16 protein-coding genes are annotated in these 17,808 nt (G+C 37.5%); 9 read left to right on the top strand and 7 right to left on the bottom strand.

The features are described 5' to 3' along the window. Window positions 1-9: 9 nt before the first annotated feature. A complete protein-coding gene (gene proB, locus C4F49_RS00885) occupies window positions 10-1,044 on the bottom strand; it encodes a glutamate 5-kinase (RefSeq protein WP_196933944.1) in 1,035 nt (344 codons plus the stop codon). 324 nt (window positions 1,045-1,368) lie between these two features. Between proB and C4F49_RS00880 the strand changes: the two genes are divergently transcribed. Both C4F49_RS00880 and C4F49_RS00875 read left to right on the top strand, forming a co-directional pair. Further along, complete coding sequence (locus C4F49_RS00880; protein ID WP_196933943.1) at window positions 1,369-1,764, top strand: hypothetical protein; 396 nt, start codon at window positions 1,369-1,371, stop codon at window positions 1,762-1,764. 107 nt (window positions 1,765-1,871) lie between these two features. Continuing rightward, complete coding sequence (locus tag C4F49_RS00875; RefSeq protein WP_196933942.1) at window positions 1,872-2,699, top strand: alpha/beta fold hydrolase; 828 nt, start codon at window positions 1,872-1,874, stop codon at window positions 2,697-2,699. Between the two features lie 64 nt (window positions 2,700-2,763). On the opposite strand, the gene C4F49_RS00870 is transcribed toward C4F49_RS00875, so the two are convergent. Then, window positions 2,764-3,936, bottom strand: a complete 1,173-nt coding sequence (locus tag C4F49_RS00870) for a trans-sulfuration enzyme family protein (protein ID WP_196933941.1) — start codon at window positions 3,934-3,936, stop codon at window positions 2,764-2,766. A 106-nt stretch (window positions 3,937-4,042) separates the two neighbouring features. Then, complete coding sequence (locus C4F49_RS00865; RefSeq protein WP_196933940.1) at window positions 4,043-5,536, bottom strand: catalase; 1,494 nt, start codon at window positions 5,534-5,536, stop codon at window positions 4,043-4,045. Between the two features lie 189 nt (window positions 5,537-5,725). Here C4F49_RS00865 and C4F49_RS00860 point away from each other — a divergent pair, with 189 nt between their 5' ends. From C4F49_RS00860 to C4F49_RS17915, 4 genes are all read left to right on the top strand, one after another. Beyond that, window positions 5,726-7,627 carry an alpha-L-fucosidase gene (locus C4F49_RS00860; protein ID WP_231388165.1) on the top strand — a complete coding sequence of 634 codons (1,902 nt, stop codon included), beginning with the start codon at window positions 5,726-5,728 and terminating at the stop codon, window positions 7,625-7,627. Between the two features lie 178 nt (window positions 7,628-7,805). After that, a complete protein-coding gene (locus C4F49_RS00855) occupies window positions 7,806-9,284 on the top strand; it encodes a hypothetical protein (protein ID WP_196933939.1) in 1,479 nt (492 codons plus the stop codon). 39 nt (window positions 9,285-9,323) lie between these two features. Further along, window positions 9,324-9,707: a DUF1016 N-terminal domain-containing protein gene (locus C4F49_RS17920; protein WP_231388164.1), complete on the top strand. Its 384-nt coding sequence runs from the start codon at window positions 9,324-9,326 to the stop codon at window positions 9,705-9,707. Window positions 9,708-9,761: 54 nt separating this feature from the next. Next, entirely contained in the window at window positions 9,762-10,334 is a 573-nt protein-coding gene (locus C4F49_RS17915; protein WP_231388163.1) for a PDDEXK nuclease domain-containing protein, read from the top strand. A gap of 44 nt (window positions 10,335-10,378) precedes the next feature. Here C4F49_RS17915 and C4F49_RS00845 read toward each other — a convergent pair whose 3' ends face one another. From C4F49_RS00845 to C4F49_RS00830, 4 genes are read right to left on the bottom strand one after another with little or no spacing between them, the layout of a single operon-like run. Next, complete coding sequence (locus C4F49_RS00845; protein ID WP_196933938.1) at window positions 10,379-11,848, bottom strand: glycine--tRNA ligase; 1,470 nt, start codon at window positions 11,846-11,848, stop codon at window positions 10,379-10,381. Between the two features lie 29 nt (window positions 11,849-11,877). Continuing rightward, window positions 11,878-12,342, bottom strand: coding sequence for a thioredoxin-dependent thiol peroxidase (bcp, locus tag C4F49_RS00840; RefSeq protein ID WP_196933937.1), 465 nt, complete (start codon window positions 12,340-12,342; stop codon window positions 11,878-11,880). 5 nt (window positions 12,343-12,347) lie between these two features. Next, a complete protein-coding gene (locus C4F49_RS00835; RefSeq protein WP_196933936.1) occupies window positions 12,348-14,072 on the bottom strand; it encodes a M23 family metallopeptidase in 1,725 nt (574 codons plus the stop codon). Then, window positions 14,072-14,683, bottom strand: a complete 612-nt coding sequence (locus C4F49_RS00830; protein ID WP_196933935.1) for a fumarylacetoacetate hydrolase family protein — start codon at window positions 14,681-14,683, stop codon at window positions 14,072-14,074. Before C4F49_RS00830 ends, C4F49_RS00835 begins: the two co-directional genes overlap by 1 nt. A 91-nt stretch (window positions 14,684-14,774) precedes the next feature. On the opposite strand from C4F49_RS00830, the gene C4F49_RS00825 reads away from it, so the two are divergent. The 3 genes from C4F49_RS00825 to C4F49_RS00815 are packed head-to-tail and all read left to right on the top strand — an operon-like array spanning window position 14,775 to window position 17,675. Next, window positions 14,775-15,422 (top strand): HAD family hydrolase, encoded by a 648-nt coding sequence (locus C4F49_RS00825; protein ID WP_196933934.1) that lies wholly within the window; start codon window positions 14,775-14,777, stop codon window positions 15,420-15,422. A gap of 54 nt (window positions 15,423-15,476) precedes the next feature. Beyond that, window positions 15,477-15,956, top strand: a complete 480-nt coding sequence (locus tag C4F49_RS00820) for a gluconate 2-dehydrogenase subunit 3 family protein (RefSeq protein WP_196933933.1) — start codon at window positions 15,477-15,479, stop codon at window positions 15,954-15,956. Window positions 15,957-15,959: 3 nt separating this feature from the next. After that, window positions 15,960-17,675, top strand: a complete 1,716-nt coding sequence (locus C4F49_RS00815; RefSeq protein ID WP_196933932.1) for a GMC oxidoreductase — start codon at window positions 15,960-15,962, stop codon at window positions 17,673-17,675. Window positions 17,676-17,808: the final 133 nt, after the last annotated feature.

Below are 17,808 nucleotides of genomic sequence, written 5' to 3'. Positions count from 1 at the left end.
TTTTTTTGATTATAAAAGCACAATGTCATTCGCATGTGCCAACGCTATATTTTTTTTAAGATCCGAGGAATTTAGGCTATTCGAGTCGATTTTTGCTTTTGCGACAGCATACACTAAACCGTCTTGATCAGCAATCTGGAAAACTTCTCCAGCCTCAAAATCTTGAGGAACGGATTTGATTCCCACAGCTAATAGGCTCTTTCTATTTTTCAAAGCCTCGATCGCACCCTCATCGACGATAACTAATCCTGCAATCAGGCTGCCGCTTGCCAACCATTTGTTACGTGAAGAGAGTTTTTTTCCTTGTGCATGGCAACGAGTTCCTGTTTCTCCTTTTATGGCCTTAAGGAACCCGTCTTCGGTATTCATACTAAAGATTACGACTTCAATACCCATTTGATTAGCCAATCGAGCAAAATTTAGTTTGGAAGTCATTCCTCCTAAACCAACAGCAGATTTTTCTTTTTTGGCTAAGGCCAATGCCTGTTTGTCAATTACTTTTATTTCGGAAATTACATTCCCTTTTTCATCCAGAACGCCAGGCACGGAGGTGCTAAATAACAGCAGTTCAGCCCCGAATCCAGTTGCAATTAAGGTTGCCAACTCATCATTGTCCGAAAACTTTAATTCCTTATTACTGACTACATCATTTTCATTGGCGATTGGAATGATGTTATTTTTCCACAGTTCCTCGTAGGTATTTTTTAACTGCAAAAACTGATCGCGATTTGCAAAGTGCTGACGCTCACATAAACTCTGCGCCAATGCTATCTTAAAAGGTTTAAAATAAGTAGCATACGTCCTGACCAATAGCGGATTTCCGATCGCAGCGGCGGCTTTTCTCTCCGATAAGGTTCCAGAATACGTAGTTAGGTATTTTTTACCTGCAGCTACCGCGCCCGAGGAAACGATGACAATGTTGTATTTCTTTTGAACTTGAGCGGTTTGTCTTGCTATTTCTAATACAATCTGTTCATCGATCTCTCCATCTTTTGTTGTTATTGCAGCAGATCCAATTTTTAATACGAGTATTGGCTTTTTCATTTTATTATGGCAACAGTTTTTTGCGAATTGTAATATTAGCCATTAAAATTAATAAAGCATTGTGACAACAAGAAATAATTAAAATGACCTCAACTAATTACCGCGAATCTCCATTAATGTCGAGGTTTTTGTTACAATCCGAAAGAATTTTGTTTTTATTTTAAAAACAAAAAGGCAAAAAATACAGTTTTTAAAGGCATAAAGCGAGAATAACTGTTAACAAAAAATTAATGTTTAAAATTTTTCCGCTGATTAATAGATGTTTAAAAAATATCAATACTTTTAATTTAATTAACACTTAAATATTATTTAATAACTAAAGAAATGAAAAAATTAATTTTAGGCTTAGGAGTTGTATCTTTCTTATTTGTTGCTTGTAATAGCGAGAAAAAAGCAGAAGATAACAAAGACACTACAGTAGTTGTTGTTGAAAATCAAACGGCTCCGGCACCTGCTGAAACTCATTCACATGTTGCTGTTCCGACATTCTCGAGTCCAGAGGTACAAACTTTAGCGAATGAATACAACACATTTATGCATTCATATATCGATGCATATAAAGCTAAAGATGCTACTTTACTACAAGAATTGGCAGCAAAAAATACTGAATGGGCTACTAAAGCACAAGAAGCGGCCGCAAAAATGACTCCAGAAGATGCTCAGAAATGGGCTGAGTGGCAACAACAATTAACAACAGAATTAACGGCATCAATGCAATAATTCTAGCAACAAAGATTCTAAAAGCGGTAAATTTATTTGCCGCTTTTTTTATTTAAAAACTATTTTAGATTTGTATTGTTCATTTTAGAAACATAAACAAAGTAAACATGCCTATACTTACTAACAGCAAAAACAATCAAGTTTCCATCAATTATGTTGATTATGGAAAGGGGCAACCGGTCATTTTGATACATGGCTGGCCCTTGAGCCATAAATCTTGGGAAAATCAAATTTCGGCAATTGTTGACGCAGGATACCGTTGCATCGCCTATGATCGTCGTGGATTTGGCGGTTCTTCAGCACCTTGGGATGGTTATGATTATTCTTCTTTAGCTAGTGATTTACACGAATTGATTTCACATCTTGGCTTGGATAACGTGATCTTAGTTGGATTTTCAATGGGAGGCGGTGAGGTAGTTCGTTATTTTACAGACTACGGATCTTCGAAAATTTCCAAGGCAGCTTTAATAGCATCAATAATACCTTTGGTTAAGAAAAAAGAGGACAACCCAGACGGTGTTCCTGAGGAAGCATTGGATGGAATCATTGAATCCATTAAAGCCGATCGTTTCGCTTTTTTAGGAAATTTCCATAAAGGATTTTATAATTTTAAATCCTTAAGCAAGGATGTAAGCCAAGAACAGCTGGATTTTGATTTTAGTGTCGCATCGCATGCTTCTCCCAGAGCGACTTTAGAAGCTGCAAAAGCTTGGATGCATACTGATTTTAGAGTGGAATGTAAAAATGTGACAGTTCCGACTTTAATTGTTCATGGGAAAGCAGACCAGACTGTTCCTATTGCGACTTCAGCCGATCAGGCTGCCAAATTAATTCCGAATAATACATACATTATTTACGATGATGCACCTCACGGATTGAATGTTTCGCATGCAGAAAAACTGAATGCGGATCTGCTGGAATTTTTTAGATCTTAATAAACAATCATTGAACATAGAAAAGGCTCCATTTTTGGAGCCTTACTTTTGTGTAAACATAATTTTATTTAGAAGATTCTAATGCTTGCAAAATGTCATTGATAATGTCATTTTGGTCTTCAAGTCCGACGGATAAGCGAATCGTTCCGGGGTTGATTCCTAGATTTATCCTTTCCTCTTCAGAAAGTTTCGAATGTGTAGTCGATCCAGGATGCGTTGCAATGCTGCGTTCGTCGCCTAGATTTGACGTATATAAAATCATTTGCAAAGCATCTAAAAATTCAAACGCTCGTTCTTTGCCGCCTTTCACTTCAAAAGTTACAATTCCACCACCAGCTTTCATCTGCTTTTTAGCTAATTCATATTGAGGGTGTGATGGAAGAAAAGGATATTTAACATCAGCAATTTCAGTATGCTTTTCCAAAGCTTCTGCTAGCGCCAGTGCATTCGAACAATGGCGATCCATTCGAAGGCCTAAAGTATCGATGCTTTTTGACAAAATCCAGGCATTAAATGCGGACATCGCCGGGCCAGTATGGCGTATGAAAAACATCAATTTGTCGATCAGCGTCTGTTTTCCGACAATTACGCCTCCTAAAACACGACCTTGGCCGTCCATGTATTTCGTAGCCGAATGGATGGACAAATCAAATCCATAGTTCAGTGGTTTTTGAAGATATGGTGTTGCAAAGCAATTGTCGATAACCAAAATCAAATCGGGAAACTTCTCTTTCAACTTAGCCAAGAATTCCAAGTCTACCAATTCCAAACCTGGGTTTGACGGAGATTCTAAAAACAAAATTTTGGTATTTGGCTGGATCGCTTTTTCCCATTCTTCAGGATTGATCGCATCTACATACGTATGTGTGATTCCCCAGCGAGGAAATAACTGTGTGAAAAGCTGATGTGTTGAACCAAAAATTGCGCGTGAAGAAACGATGTGGTCTCCATTGGAAAGAAGGCCAGCAAAAGATGCAAAGACCGCCGCCATTCCAGAAGAGAACGCCAAACCGTCTTCGGCATTTTCCAAAATGCAAACTTTTTCTATAAATTCACTTGTATTTGGATTTGCGTAACGAGAATAGACCATCCCTTCTTCCTCTTCCGCAAAAATTGCTCGACCCTGCTCAGCAGAATCGAAAATAAAACTGGAAGTTAGATATAAAGGAACAGAATGTTCTCTTTTCGAAGATCGTTCTGCTTGTTGTCGAATTATTTTACTTTGCTCTTCTTTCATGATGTGCAAATTTAATGAATTGTATAGTGTAATTTTCTATCAAAATGATTTTGGCACAAAAAAAGACGCTTATTTTTAAGCGTCTTTCAATTATTATTAAATAAAATTATGATTTTGGCATGTATTCAGCCATTTTGTCCATTGAAAATCCCAATCCTTTTGCAACGCCCATTCCCAAGTTCATATCTGCTCTAAACCAATGGCATAATTGTCTTAGGATGATTTCGTCCCGTTTCGGACCTTCAATCCCCGACATGGCGCCAACGATATTGCTTACAAGGTGCTGTTTTTGTTCTTCTTCCATCAGACGATACAAATCACCTGGCTGTGTGTAATGATCGTCGTCGTTCGCATTACGATCATAGTGGTCGGCAACTATTGAATCCAGTTCAAATGCAGGTTCTGCATAAGCCTTGTTTTCAAAACTTTCGTCGAAACTATTTGGGAAATAATTTGGTGCAGATCCATAATTTCCATCTGTGCGCATGTAGCCATCACGTTGGTAATTATTTACCATAAATGGACAGCGGTTGACAGGGATTTGTTCAAAATTCGCTCCCAAGCGATAACGGTGTGCGTCTGGATACGATAATATTCTTCCTTGAAGCATTTTATCCGGTGAGAATGTAATTCCGTCGACCACATGCGCTGGGGCGAAAGCCGCTTGCTCAACATGTGCAAAGAAATTATCTGGATTTTCATTCAATTCCATGACACCAACTTCTTGCAAAGGATATTCTTTCTGAGACCAAACTTTGGTCACATCGAAAGGATTCCAGCGAAATTGTTTTGTTTGCTCCTCTGTCATGGTTTGGATATACAAGGTCCATTTAGGGAAATTTCCTTTATCAATTTCTTGGTATAAGTCGCGTTGTGCATGATCTGGATCTTTTCCTTTCATTTCACCAGCTTCTGCATCTGTAAAATTCTTAATCCCTTGTTGCGTGCGGAAATGAAATTTTACAAATGTCTTTTCATTTTGTGCATTAATCAATGCAAACGTATGGCTTCCGAAACCATGCATGTGCCTGTAACTGTAAGGCGTTCCACGATCGGACATCAAAATAGTCACTTGATGAAGAGATTCTGGATTTAAAGACCAAAAATCCCACATCATGGTCGGAGATTTGCAGTTTGTGTAAGGATCTCGTTTTTGAGTATGAATGAAGTCAGGAAATTTTCGTGCATCTTTAATAAAGAATACAGGCGTGTTATTTCCAACTAAGTCGTAATTTCCATCTTCCGTATAGAATTTTAAGGCAAATCCACGAGGATCTCGTTCGGTGTCTGCTGAGCCTTTTTCGCCACCTACAGTCGAAAAGCGAGCGAACATTCTGGTCTGTTTGCCGATTTCATTTAAAAATTTCGCTTTCGTATATTTTGTGATGTCATGCGTTACCGTAAATGTTCCGTAAGCACCAGAACCTTTCGCGTGGACGATTCTTTCTGGAATTCGCTCACGGTTGAAATGTGCTAATTTTTCATGTAGAAAGAAATCCTGAAGCAATACAGGACCTCTTGGACCAGCAGTCATAGAATCTTGATAAAATGCAACCGGGGCTCCTGATGCAGTCGTAATGTTTTTTTTCTTTTCGTCCATGGCTTATATTAGTTTTAGTTATATAACGTTTAATCAAATATAATAGTTTGAGCTTATATAAATCTATTTTTAAAATCAATATCATATAGCTAAAATCGATAACTGAATTGTTTATGAATAAAGTTTTGCTATGCCATATCTTTTGGGATAACTAAAAAAAATTAATACCTTGATAAATTAATTTTGAAAATGAGAAAATTACTAAATATTTGTTTTTTGGCTTTATCGCCAATGTTTTTGCAAGCTCAAGATGAACCAAAACCTTATGGTGCGCTTCCTTCGGAAAGACAGTTGAAATGGCATGAAATGGAAACCTATGTGCTTATACATTACACGCCTACGACATTTCAAAATAAGGAATGGGGGTATGGTGATGCCGATCCAAAACTATTTAATCCATCTCATTTTGATGCTAATCAAATTGCTAAAGCGGCAGCTTCTGGAAACTTCAAAGGATTGATTTCAGTGGCAAAGCACCATGACGGTTTCTGCTTATGGCCAACAAAAACGACCTCATACAGCGTTGCGAGTTCTCCTTGGGAAAATGGAAAAGGGGATATGGTGAAAGATTTTATGGAGGCATCTCACCAGGCTGGATTGAAATTTGGAGTTTATTTATCAGCTTGGGATCGGAATGATACGCGTTATGGAACAGCTGAATATGCGGATGCTTATCGTGCGCAATTAACAGAGTTGATGACCCAGTACGGTGAATTATTTACTTCTTGGCATGATGGTGCAAACGGAGGCGATGGATATTATGGAGGATTGAATGAGAAAAGAGTTGTCGACCGTACGACTTACTACGAATGGGTAGAGCGGACTTGGCCGATTGTGAGAAAGCTTCAGCCTAATGCAATGATATTTTCTGACGTTGGCCCGGATATGCGTTGGGTAGGGAATGAAAAAGGCTTTGCAGCAGAAACGAGTTGGGCGACCATCACACCAAAGGGCTTGAACGGAAATGCAGCGTTGCCAGGTGTGGTTGATGATTCTAATCTAATGACCGGAAATCGCAATGGCGAGTTTTGGATTCCTGCAGAATGCGATGTTCCTCAGCGTCCGGGCTGGTTCTATCATCCGGATCAGGACAGTAAAGTAAAAACACCCGATGAGCTGTTTGAAATTTATTTAAAGTCCGTGGGTCGCGGGGGCGGAATGAATTTGGGATTGGCTCCAATGCCACAAGGTATTTTGCATCAAAATGATGTGAAATCTTTGAAAGCTTTTGGTGAGAAGCTAACAAACACGTTTTCAAAGAATTTAATTGATGGAGCCACACTAAAAGCATCGAATACAAGAAATCGGAACGATAAAAAGTTTGATGTCGCTCACTTATTAGATGACGATCGGTATTCTTATTGGGCAACTGATGATGATGTGAAAAATTCAGTTGTAGAAATTACTTTACCGGAAAAGCGGGAATTTGACCTGATTAGAATCCGTGAAAATATCAAGTTAGGACAACGCATTGACAGCGTTCAGATTGAAGTAAATAAAAATGGGAATTGGGAATATTTAGCCTCAGCAACAAGTATTGGTGCTAGCCGAATCATAAAACTGAACAAGCCAAGTTCTGAGCTTAGCTATCGAATTAAGATTTTCGCTCCGGTAGCTCCAGCTTTAAGCGAGATTTCATTTTTTAAAGAATACGAAAAGGAATTTGCTTTTGACGCGCAAGAAAGCAATCAAGTGGATAAAAGTAAGTTCACAATTCCTGAATTGAAAAGTGAATCAAAATCAGTTTTCGATAACAATGCAAAAACATTTGCAACAGTTGACTTAAAAAACAGTAAGTCGATTACGATCAATCTAAATTCTGAACAGAATATTTCGGCACTTTCGTTCACGCCGAGACAAGACGGTTCAAAGGCTGGAACACCTACTAAATATAAAGTTTCAGGAAGCAGAGATGGCAAAAAATGGAACGAATTAGCTTCGGGCGAATTTTCTAACATTAGGGCTAATCCTACCGCACAATACATTTCTTTTGGAAAATCTGTTGAAGTCAAATTTCTACGATTTGAAGTTGTAGAAACTTTAGAAAATGATTCGAAATTTTCGGTAGCAGAATTCGACTTATTCCACTAAAGAAAATTTATAGAGTTTTTAAAAAAAGCAAATTATGTTGGATTTTTTTTCATCATAATTTGCTTTTTTTATTGATTATTTTTATATTCAACTAATTGGTTTGCAAATTTTTATGTATTTTTTCTTTCGATTAACAAAGTATTATTAATAAGCAAAAAATTAACAAAAGTATTTTATCATGAAAAATTATTTTACACAAAGAAAGTGTATATTTTCATGTATAGTCATCTTATTATTAGCCGTAGCATGTAAAAAAGATAGTTCGTCCCCAGATGATTTAAATGAAAATCTTTACGCAGTAACTTTCAAAATATCAGATTTTGAAAGTAGTATTAATCCATTAGGAATTAATCTATCTTCCAGTGGCTCTATCCAGAAATTGGCCGCGACGACAGCCACCCAGACAGAGATTGGCTACCTTTATTATTGGTCGTTCAATCAATCAACATTAAATCCGGATATTGCTCTCCATTCTGGATATTCGATTACTTATAACAGTGGTCAGGTGCCAAATGAATATGCGACCGGATTTGCCTATGATTCCTATGAAGCTGGACAAGCCATCTCCATTAGATCAGCAGTTGATGTCATCGTTAAAGTCTCTTTAGAAGATGCGCTTAGTCTGTCCGGAATTGGGTTTGATATCAGTTCATCTGGAACCGGTCCTAAAGATTTTGAATTATCTTATTCTAATGACGGCGGTTCGAGCTTCAAAATGATTTCTGCGGTAAATCAATTTTCCAATACCAATACGTCGCAGGCAAAAAACACGTTTTCTTACAATATAGATACGCTGCAATTGGATTTCACAGAAGATTTTTATTTGAAATTCCATTTGTTGGCTGGACAGCGTGGAACAGCCTCTGCTTACAATGAGTCTACAGGTATAATGCGACTGGATAATATACATTTTCTAGGAACTGCTGATGTAGGAAGCGGCTCAACCCTATATAACACCTTTCAATATTATATTTTTGATGCAATGAACGGAGAATTAGTTGCAAATGGAGAGGAGGATTTTACAAATCAAACTGTAGAAATCAATGCTTCTTTGCCTTTAGGAACATACTACACTTCCTTTGTAAGCAATCAATCAAATTCGAATCTGATTTTTCCAAGCACTTATACACACTACGAGGATTATTATTTCTCCAACTATTTCTCCAACTTTAGTGCAGTGCTATTTGGTCAGTCAGATACGATTACCGTTAACCAAAATATCACACAAAATATAATTTTGAATCGTCTGTATAGCCAAATCAAGTTTGAATTTACAGATTCGGAAGATTTGAGCATCGTAGAGCGCATTGTTATCAGTCAAAATCATGAGCCGTTCTTCTATGCGCCTTTTAATTTAGCGATGACCAATCCGATTCTAGATCAGACCGAAATTGATATTTCACCCGATTTTTCTCTTTCAAAGGAATTTTTGTTTAATCAATTTATGGGCTTATTATCGTCTACAAAACCCATTTCATATACGGTTGATGTGTATTCCGCCACGGGAATATTACGAACATTTACAGTAAGCAGTTCAATAAAAAATAATGTGCAACTAGTTTTTAGAGGTGAATTGCTAAGTGATGTTTCGCAGGAAGCAAATTTCAGTGTTGAAATAAATGAAGATTGGGATGAAGAGATAATTGTTGATTTCTAATCTGCAGGGTAATCCTGTTAATTTCTTTATTGATAATCAATGAAAAATATTGAATCTATCATAGCAGAGATTAAAGCAATTATTGCTGAAGCGCAACAAAATGCTATTCGTAGTGTGGATCATCAACGAACGCTTATGTATTGGCATATTGGCGAACGTATTTTTGAGGAAGAGCAGAATGGGAAAGAACGCGCGGAATATGGAACATATCTTGTTAAATATCTTTCCGAGCGTTTACAGCCAGAGTTTGGAACAAGTTTCTCAATTCGTCAGATAAATTGGTATCGTCAGTTTTATCGTGTATTTCCAATTGCGTCTACACTGTGGACACAATTGAGTTGGAGCCAATATAAATTGTTGATCAGTCTGAAATCAGATGATCATCGGGAGTTTTACGGTGCAGAAGCAATTAAAAACAATTAGACCGTTAGGCAATTAGAAAGGCAAATTTATAGTCACCTGTATGAACGTCTATTGTTGAGCAATGATAAGGATAGCATTTTGGCAGTAGCGAGAAAGGAAGCCATTCCCACTAGTCCAAGAGAGATAATCAAAGATCCAATGGTCTTAGAATTTTTAGGTATTAAACGGGAATCGTCTTATTACGAGCAGGATTTGGAAAGTGCGATTATTAATCATCTGCAAGAGTTTTTGCTGGAGTTAGGAAATGGATTTTCTTTCGTCGCAAGACAGAAAAGGATACATATCGCAGGGGATGATTTTTTTGTAGATATTGTGTTCTATAATCGGCTGTTAAAGTCCTTTGTGATTATTGAAATTAAAACTGCAAAATTGACTCATCAAGATATTGGCCAATTGCAGATGTATGTCAATTATTATGATCGAATCGAAAAGCTTTCAGATGAAAATCCGACAATTGGTATTTTATTGTGCGCTGACAAAAATGATGCTGTCGTTAAATTCAGTCTTCCAGAAAATCAAAGGCAAATTATTGCAAGCGAATACAATTTATATTTACCAACCGAAAAACAGCTGTTGGATGAAATAGCCAAAGAAGTCAAAAGCTTTAATGAAAAAAAGGTTCGTTAAATTAATCTAACAAAAATGCCCGGACGAAAGCCGGGCATTTTTGTTTATACTAATTGTTTCAGTAAGTTAGTCCAACTGACCAACTCGCCAATTTTATTTGTCAGCTCATCCGCATTGACACGGTATTGTTCCATGCTATCGCGTTCGCGAATAGTTACCGTATTGTCTTCTAATGTTTGATGATCAACTGTAATGCAAAATGGCGTTCCGATCGCATCTTGACGGCGGTAACGTTTTCCGATAGCATCTTTCTCATCATATTGAATGTTGTAATCCAGCTTTAATTTTGCCGAAATTTCACGGGCTTTTTCTGGAAGACCATCTTTTTTGGTCAATGGCAAAACGGCAGCTTTTACCGGTGCAATTACCGGATGGAATCTTAACACAGTTCTTGAATCTTGTTTTTCTTCTGTCGAAAGATCCTCTTCAACTAATGAATTGGCCAATACAGTTAAGAATAGTCGATCCAAACCAATCGATGTTTCTACAACATAAGGGATGTAGTTCTGATTGATCTCGGGATCAAAATATTGAAGTTTCTTTTTAGAAAATTCTTGATGCTGCTTTAAATCAAAATCCGTTCTCGAGTGAATTCCTTCAACTTCTTTAAACCCGAAAGGAAAATCATACTCAATATCTACTGCTGCATTCGCATAATGCGCAAGCTTAACATGGTCATGATAACGGTATTTTTCAGGATTTGAACCCAATGCCAAATGCCATTTTAAACGCGTTTCTTTCCATTTATTATACCATTCCATTTCTGTTCCCGGACGCACAAAGAATTGCAATTCCATTTGTTCGAATTCACGCATGCGCATGATAAACTGGCGCGCGATTACTTCATTACGGAATGCTTTTCCAATCTGAGCGATACCAAAAGGAATTTTCATTCTTCCTGTTTTTTGTACATTCAAGAAATTTACAAAAATACCTTGTGCAGTTTCTGGGCGTAAGTAGACTTGTTCAGCACCATCAGCCATCGCGCCCATTTGCGTTGCAAACATCAAATTGAATTGGCGGACTTCAGTCCAATTGCTAGTTCCCGAAATTGGGCACACAATTGCGTGTTCTTCAATTATTGCTTTTAATCGAGCAAGATCATCTGTACTTAACGCATCGTCTAAATCTTGTTGAAGTTTAGTCGCTTTTTCTGTTTTTCCGTCTTTTTCATAACGAGTAATCTTATCTTCGATTAATTGATCAGCGCGGTAACGTTTTTTCGAATCTTTATTATCAATCATAGGATCATTAAATCCGTCAACATGCCCGGAAGCTTTCCAAGTTGTTGGGTGCATGAAAATAGCGGCATCAATGCCCACAATGTTTTCATTTAGTTGCACCATGGCTTTCCACCAATACGTTTTTAGGTTGTTTTTTAATTCTGAACCTAATTGACCATAATCATACACGGCACTTAAACCGTCGTAAATTTCACTGGAAGGAAATACAAAGCCGTATTCCTTGGCATGTGATACAATATTTTTAAAGAAATCGTCTGTCTGCTTGCTCATAACGGGCAAATATAAATTATTATTAGGACTTATTTGGCTAACAAGTCACGAATTTGTTGAGTTGCGTTTTTGTTGTCTACTTTTTTCAGAATATGCTGGATTTTTCCTTTCTCGTCAATGACGAATGTTGTGCGCGCAGTTCCCATGTATTTTTTGCCATACATGTTTTTCTCAACCCAAACACCGTAATCCTGAACGATTTTCTGATCTTCATCTGCTAAAAGATTAAAAGGTAGTTCGAATTTCGATATAAACTTCTGATGTGATTGTTCTGAATCAATGCTCACGCCTAAAACCTCAAACCCATCATTTAATAAAGATTGATAATTATCTCTGAAATTACATGCTTCTGTTGTGCAGCCAGGCGTGTTGTCTTTTGGATAGAAATACAAAATAACTTTTTTTCCTTTTAAGTCTGAAAGTTTGATTGTATCTCCAGACTGATTCTTTGCTTTTATTTCTGGAGCTTGATCTCCAATTTGCAGTTCTGCCATATTATTTATCTAATAAATTTTGCTTCAAAAACCTTTTCATTGTCTTTCCAATCCTTCACAATTAATTTGAACGTATGTTCGCCTTTGGCTAAGGACGATTCAAATCGATGCCAAACATGCCGGTTTTTAGGGTCATATTCCATTAAAACCCATTTCCCATCGATGTATCCATAAAATGATTGAATTCCAGAGAAATTATCCGAAATCGTAAAATCAATTTTGGATTGCGCAGCAACATTCTTTCCATTCGTCAGATTTCTTGATGTTATGGACGGAGCGATGCTATCAACGGCTACATAAAAACTCCCAAAATTTCTCGTATTGACAGTCACCCAGCCATTCTCAAATTTTCCTCCTTCAGCTCCATTTTCTATGGAGGCAATTAACGCTTTGCTTTGAAGATGTGAAGGCAAATGGGTTGGACGGATACTCAAGTTATACGTGCTGAATAATGCGGTCAAGTTGTTATGCACTTTGTGGATCGATGAATAGCTATTTGCCGTTTTTGGCGATTCATAATAGTGAAAATCGACATGGTCGTAGAGCACATTTTTAGGCATCTCAATCTTGATGTTATCGTTTGAAAAATTGTTTTCTTTTTGGTATTCAAATAACTTTACACCCGTCAACGGATTAGCTTTAGGCTTGTAAGATACATTGTTTTGCACTTTGAAATTTAACTCACTGCAGTTCCCATGAACGTCCTTCACCACGTATTTTACATCATGCACTTCGCTATCCTTCAATTCAATAACGCCGTTCTCTTGCAAAGCATGAAAAATATTGGTTGGATTATTTGGATCCTTAAAACTTTTCTGAATTTTTCCTTTTGTTTTTTTAAAATGCGGGTAGTCAATATAAGAATGTATAGACCGGCCAGTATTGAAATCTAGTTCCTCGAACAAAACTGTTGAAACAACATTTCCGTCAAGGAAAAGCTCGATAGAATATACACCATTTGTGAACCCCGAAATGGAATGTTTATCCACAGCATTAATGCCTAATCCAAATTTTCCGTTGACTGAGATTGGGCTTGCGCTCGATAGCGAATACATTCCTGAACGGATAAATTTTAAAGTCTGGTTTCTGCGTGGAGTACCTTCATTAAAGATGGAGTCATGTAAGTCGTATACCGTCAGACCCTGTATGGTTGGATTTACGGTATCTTCGAAGTGCAACCCAAAAAGCTGTGTATTCAGAGGCCTTTGCGTTTTGGTGTCACGAATTTCAAAATGAAGATGCGGACCTCCAGAAGCGCCTGTATTTCCTGCATTTCCAATGTATTGGCCTTTTGTCAACTTAACTTGCGGAGCTGTCAACATCAAATCTACATCAAAACGTTCTTGCTTATATTGTTCGGCTTTTACAATGTTTGTGAGCTCGTCATTAAATTTGTCCATATGCAGATAAACCGTTGTAAATCCATTCGGATGATCGATGTACACGGAATTTCCACCACCGCCAATTTGAACGCGGACTCTAGAAACAAAACCATCGGCAGCCGCATGCAATGGAAGTCCAATTTTTTGTTGAGTACGATAATCATCACCAGCATGAAAATGTGTCGAACGCAATTCGCCAAAAGTTCCCGAGGCATCAGGTTTGATATTCAGCGGATTTCGGAAGTAAGTTTGTGGGTAATTCCGATTGGTGATGATGTTATTGTTTTGAGCTTTGACTTCTACTATAGCGCTTAAAGCCAAAACGGATAAAAAAATAATTTTCTTCATTACTTAATAATGCAAGTGAAAACGTTTTTGTTTTCTAAAAAACCTTCAAATTTATCACCTATGGTTATTGACCCAACACCTGCCGGCGTTCCCGTATAGATTAGGTCCCCTTTTCTTAAGGTAATGTACGAACTGATAAAACTAATCAACGTGTCATAATCAAATATCAAAGATCCTGTATTGCCTTCTTGGACAACTTCTTGATTTTTCTTTAAAGAAAAAGGTAGGTTATTAATATCTGAAAAATTTTCTTTCGGGAATAATTCGCTGCACACTGCGGAATGGTCGAACGCTTTTGCCAATTCCCAAGGCAGGCCTTTTTCTTTATGCTGTTGTTGAATATCTCTTGCTGTAAAATCGATTCCTAAACCAATGGCATCATAATAATTTGACGCAAATTTTTTAGCAACATGTTTGCCTTCTTTACAAATGCGAATAACAACTTCTACTTCATAATGGATATCTTTTGAAAATTCTGGGTAGTAAAAATCTTTGTTTTCTTTCAACAAAGCTGTATCCGGTTTCATAAAAATAACAGGTTTTTCGGGTACAGGATTGTTTAGTTCTTTCGCGTGATCGATATAGTTTCTGCCAACGGCAATTATTTTCATAACAATAAAATTTATTAACAAATATAACCAAAATAAACAGGATGGATTTTCTCGCCAAAATAATGCTTAGTTTCGTGCTAAAATTAAACATATGTCGACAACCAAAGCTGTTCTTTTTGATCTAGATGGAACATTGATTGATTCAGAACTTTTTTATTTTTCTAGCTGGTCACCGATTCTTAAAAGAGAATTTGCTATTGAAATTGATTTCAAAGATTGGTTAAACATTTTTGCGGGACACACATTGGACCATAATATTTCGATGTTAAAAGACCGTTGGTATGTGGACGTCAATCGAGATTTTCTGTGGGCGGAGACTCGTAAAAGTTATGCAGACGCGGATATGAAGACGATTCAGCTGATGCCTTTTGCGAAAGAGATTTTACAATTTTTGAAAAATGAAGGTAAGCAAATCGGGCTTGTCACATCGAGTTATAAAAGTACCGTAGATACGGTTCTTGGCCATCATCAACTACTTGGTTATTTTGATTTTTTTGTGACCAGAGAAGATGTTGAATCTCCAAAACCTGATCCAGAGCCTTATCTAAAAGCGATCCATAAACTTAATTTGCCGAAAGATTCAATCGTGGCTGTCGAAGATACGTCGACCGGATTTGCCTCGGCTACGGCCGCTGGAATCGCTTGTTTTGTGGTCAGCGTACAAGAATCACAGCAAGATAGGTTGAGCGGAAAGACAGAGATTTTAAGCTCACTTAAAGATTTGCTAAAAACGATTTAGTTCCGCTTAATTTATAGAAAATTTGTACTTTAGATTCTAGAATAATAATAAATTATGAATAGAAGAACCGCAATACAGCAGCTTTTTATTATAGCTGGTGGAATGATGATTGCTTCCTCTTGTAGTTCGGATAGAAACAAAGCCTCTATAGAACTTGCAAATATTGATGTGTCTGCTGAGGAAGAAGATGTGTTGGGAAATGTTGTTGAGGCCATTATACCGAAAACGGATAGCCCGGGAGCAAGGGAATTGAACCTTCATTTGTTTGTGTTGAAAATGGTTGATGATTGCCATGGCCCAGAAGATCAGAAGAGATTTTTAGACGGCTTGAAAAATGCAAAATCTCAGAAGGGAAAAACGACATCGGAAATTCAGGAGTACCTGAAAAATCTTCCTGCTGATGATTCTTTCTTATCCTTAGTTAAAAAGCGTACGATTCAGGGATATTTAAATTCCGAATATGTGATGAAAAATAAATTAATTTACGAATTGGTTCCAGCGAGATACAATGGGGCTTTAAAAATTGAAGCATAAACAATGGCGAATTTAAATATTGATTCTGAAAAAAATAGAACATATGATGCCATTGTTGTTGGGTCAGGCATCAGTGGCGGCTGGGCAGCAAAGGAACTTTGCGAGAAGGGCTTAAAAACCTTAGTACTCGAACGTGGCCGTGATGTGCAGCACATCAAAGATTACCCGACGACGAATTTGTATCCTTGGCAATTTGAGCATCGCAATGAAATGCCCTATAAAATTCAGCAAGAAAACCCAATCGTCAATCGCTGTTATGCATTTCACGAAGATGCGGCGCATTTCTTTGTGAAGGATACAGAACATCCATATGTTCAGGAGAAACCATTTGATTGGATCAGAGGATATCAGGTTGGAGGAAAATCATTGCTATGGGCTCGGCAAACACAACGCTGGTCTGACTTTGATTTTGATGGTCCAGCAAGAGACAATTTTGCGGTAGATTGGCCAATTCGTTATGCGGATTTAAAGCCATGGTATGATTATGTCGAACGGTTTGCAGGTATTGCTGGAGACAAAGACGGACTTCCGGAATTGCCAGATGGCGAATTCTTGCCAGGTTATCCATTAAATATTGTTGAGAAATATTTCAAGCAAAAGATGGAAACCAAATATCCAAGCCGAAAAGTGATTTCAGCTCGTTGCGCGCATTTATCAAAACCAAACCAAATTCACTTGGATCAGGGGCGCGTACAGTGCCAAAACCGTACTTTATGCCAACGTGGCTGTCCATTTGGAGGGTATTTTAGTTCCAATGCTTCTACATTGCCATGGGCAGCGAAAACTGGAAACATGACTTTGCGGCCTGATTCTGTTGTTCATTCCGTTTTATATGACGAACAAAAAGGCAAAGCTGTAGGAGTTCGGGTTATTGACCGGAATACGAAAGAGGAGATTGATTTTTATGCAAAAATTATTTTTGTGAATGCAGCTGCGCTGAATACAAACCTGATTTTGCTAAACTCCAAATCGTCCCGTTTTCCTAATGGACTTGGAAATGACAGCGAAACGCTAGGAAAATATGTCGCATTTCATAATTACAGTGCGCGAATTTATGGAGAATATGAAGGGTATAAAGATTACAAAACGGATGGCAGAAATCCTGCCGGAGGTGGTTATATCCCTCGTTTTCGAAATCTGCATAAACAAGAAACGGATTATTTAAGAGGTTATGCCGCAGGCTTTAGCGCTTGGAGAAGTTCAAATTCTGATCAGTCAGGTTTAGGAACTGATTTAAAAGAATCTTTGTTGAACCCAAAATTACAGAACTGGGGCGTAGGTTCACACATGATGGGCGAAACAATTCCAAAGGAGAGTAATTCTGTCGCCTTGGATCAAAGCAAGAAGGATGAATGGGGAATTCCTCAATTGAAGATTTCTGTTGACTATGATGACAATGATGCCAAAATGAAAAAAGACTATTTGGACACCATGGAAGAGATGTTCACCGAAGCTGGATTTACGAACATTAGCAGAAATGAAAGTTCACAGGCTCCAGGACTAGATATTCATGAAATGGGCGGCGTGCGAATGGGATTGGATCCGAAGACTTCTGTCCTCAATAAATGGAATCAAATGCATGCTTGTAAAAATGTTTTTGTTACAGACGGAGCGGCGATGACATCGACATCTACACAAAATCCTTCACTAACTTACATGGCTTTTGCGGCCCGAACTGTTGATTATGCCGTGAGCGAATTGCAGAAGGGAAACATTTAGTTTTCAGTAATTTAACGAATAGTTAAAAGAGCTTTCAGAAATGAAAGCTCTTTTTTTGTAGTATAAAATTTACATTTTTAACGAATATTTAACAAAATATTTTGAAAATAAAATCTTAAGAATTATAAAATAC

This window comes from Sphingobacterium hungaricum (assembly GCF_015210005.1).
Classification (GTDB): Bacteria; Bacteroidota; Bacteroidia; order Sphingobacteriales; family Sphingobacteriaceae; genus Sphingobacterium; species Sphingobacterium hungaricum.
The sequence above is the reverse complement of the archived record's forward strand: the minus strand, read 5'-3'. Positions and strand labels throughout refer to the sequence as shown.

What these genes read in the sequence shown, in the direction of transcription:
- proB (WP_196933944.1), bottom strand. Translation starts at nt 1,044, where the DNA reads ATGAAAAAGCCAATACTCGTATTAAAAATTGGATCTGCTGCAATAACA.
- C4F49_RS00880 (WP_196933943.1), top strand. Translation starts at nt 1,369, where the DNA reads ATGAAAAAATTAATTTTAGGCTTAGGAGTTGTATCTTTCTTATTTGTT.
- C4F49_RS00875 (WP_196933942.1), top strand. Translation starts at nt 1,872, where the DNA reads ATGCCTATACTTACTAACAGCAAAAACAATCAAGTTTCCATCAATTAT.
- C4F49_RS00870 (WP_196933941.1), bottom strand. Translation starts at nt 3,936, where the DNA reads ATGAAAGAAGAGCAAAGTAAAATAATTCGACAACAAGCAGAACGATCT.
- C4F49_RS00865 (WP_196933940.1), bottom strand. Translation starts at nt 5,536, where the DNA reads ATGGACGAAAAGAAAAAAAACATTACGACTGCATCAGGAGCCCCGGTT.
- C4F49_RS00860 (WP_231388165.1), top strand. Translation starts at nt 5,726, where the DNA reads ATGAGAAAATTACTAAATATTTGTTTTTTGGCTTTATCGCCAATGTTT.
- C4F49_RS00855 (WP_196933939.1), top strand. Translation starts at nt 7,806, where the DNA reads ATGAAAAATTATTTTACACAAAGAAAGTGTATATTTTCATGTATAGTC.
- C4F49_RS17920 (WP_231388164.1), top strand. Translation starts at nt 9,324, where the DNA reads ATGAAAAATATTGAATCTATCATAGCAGAGATTAAAGCAATTATTGCT.
- C4F49_RS00845 (WP_196933938.1), bottom strand. Translation starts at nt 11,848, where the DNA reads ATGAGCAAGCAGACAGACGATTTCTTTAAAAATATTGTATCACATGCC.
- bcp (WP_196933937.1), bottom strand. Translation starts at nt 12,342, where the DNA reads ATGGCAGAACTGCAAATTGGAGATCAAGCTCCAGAAATAAAAGCAAAG.
- C4F49_RS00835 (WP_196933936.1), bottom strand. Translation starts at nt 14,072, where the DNA reads ATGAAGAAAATTATTTTTTTATCCGTTTTGGCTTTAAGCGCTATAGTA.
- C4F49_RS00830 (WP_196933935.1), bottom strand. Translation starts at nt 14,683, where the DNA reads ATGAAAATAATTGCCGTTGGCAGAAACTATATCGATCACGCGAAAGAA.
- C4F49_RS00825 (WP_196933934.1), top strand. Translation starts at nt 14,775, where the DNA reads ATGTCGACAACCAAAGCTGTTCTTTTTGATCTAGATGGAACATTGATT.
- C4F49_RS00820 (WP_196933933.1), top strand. Translation starts at nt 15,477, where the DNA reads ATGAATAGAAGAACCGCAATACAGCAGCTTTTTATTATAGCTGGTGGA.
- C4F49_RS00815 (WP_196933932.1), top strand. Translation starts at nt 15,960, where the DNA reads ATGGCGAATTTAAATATTGATTCTGAAAAAAATAGAACATATGATGCC.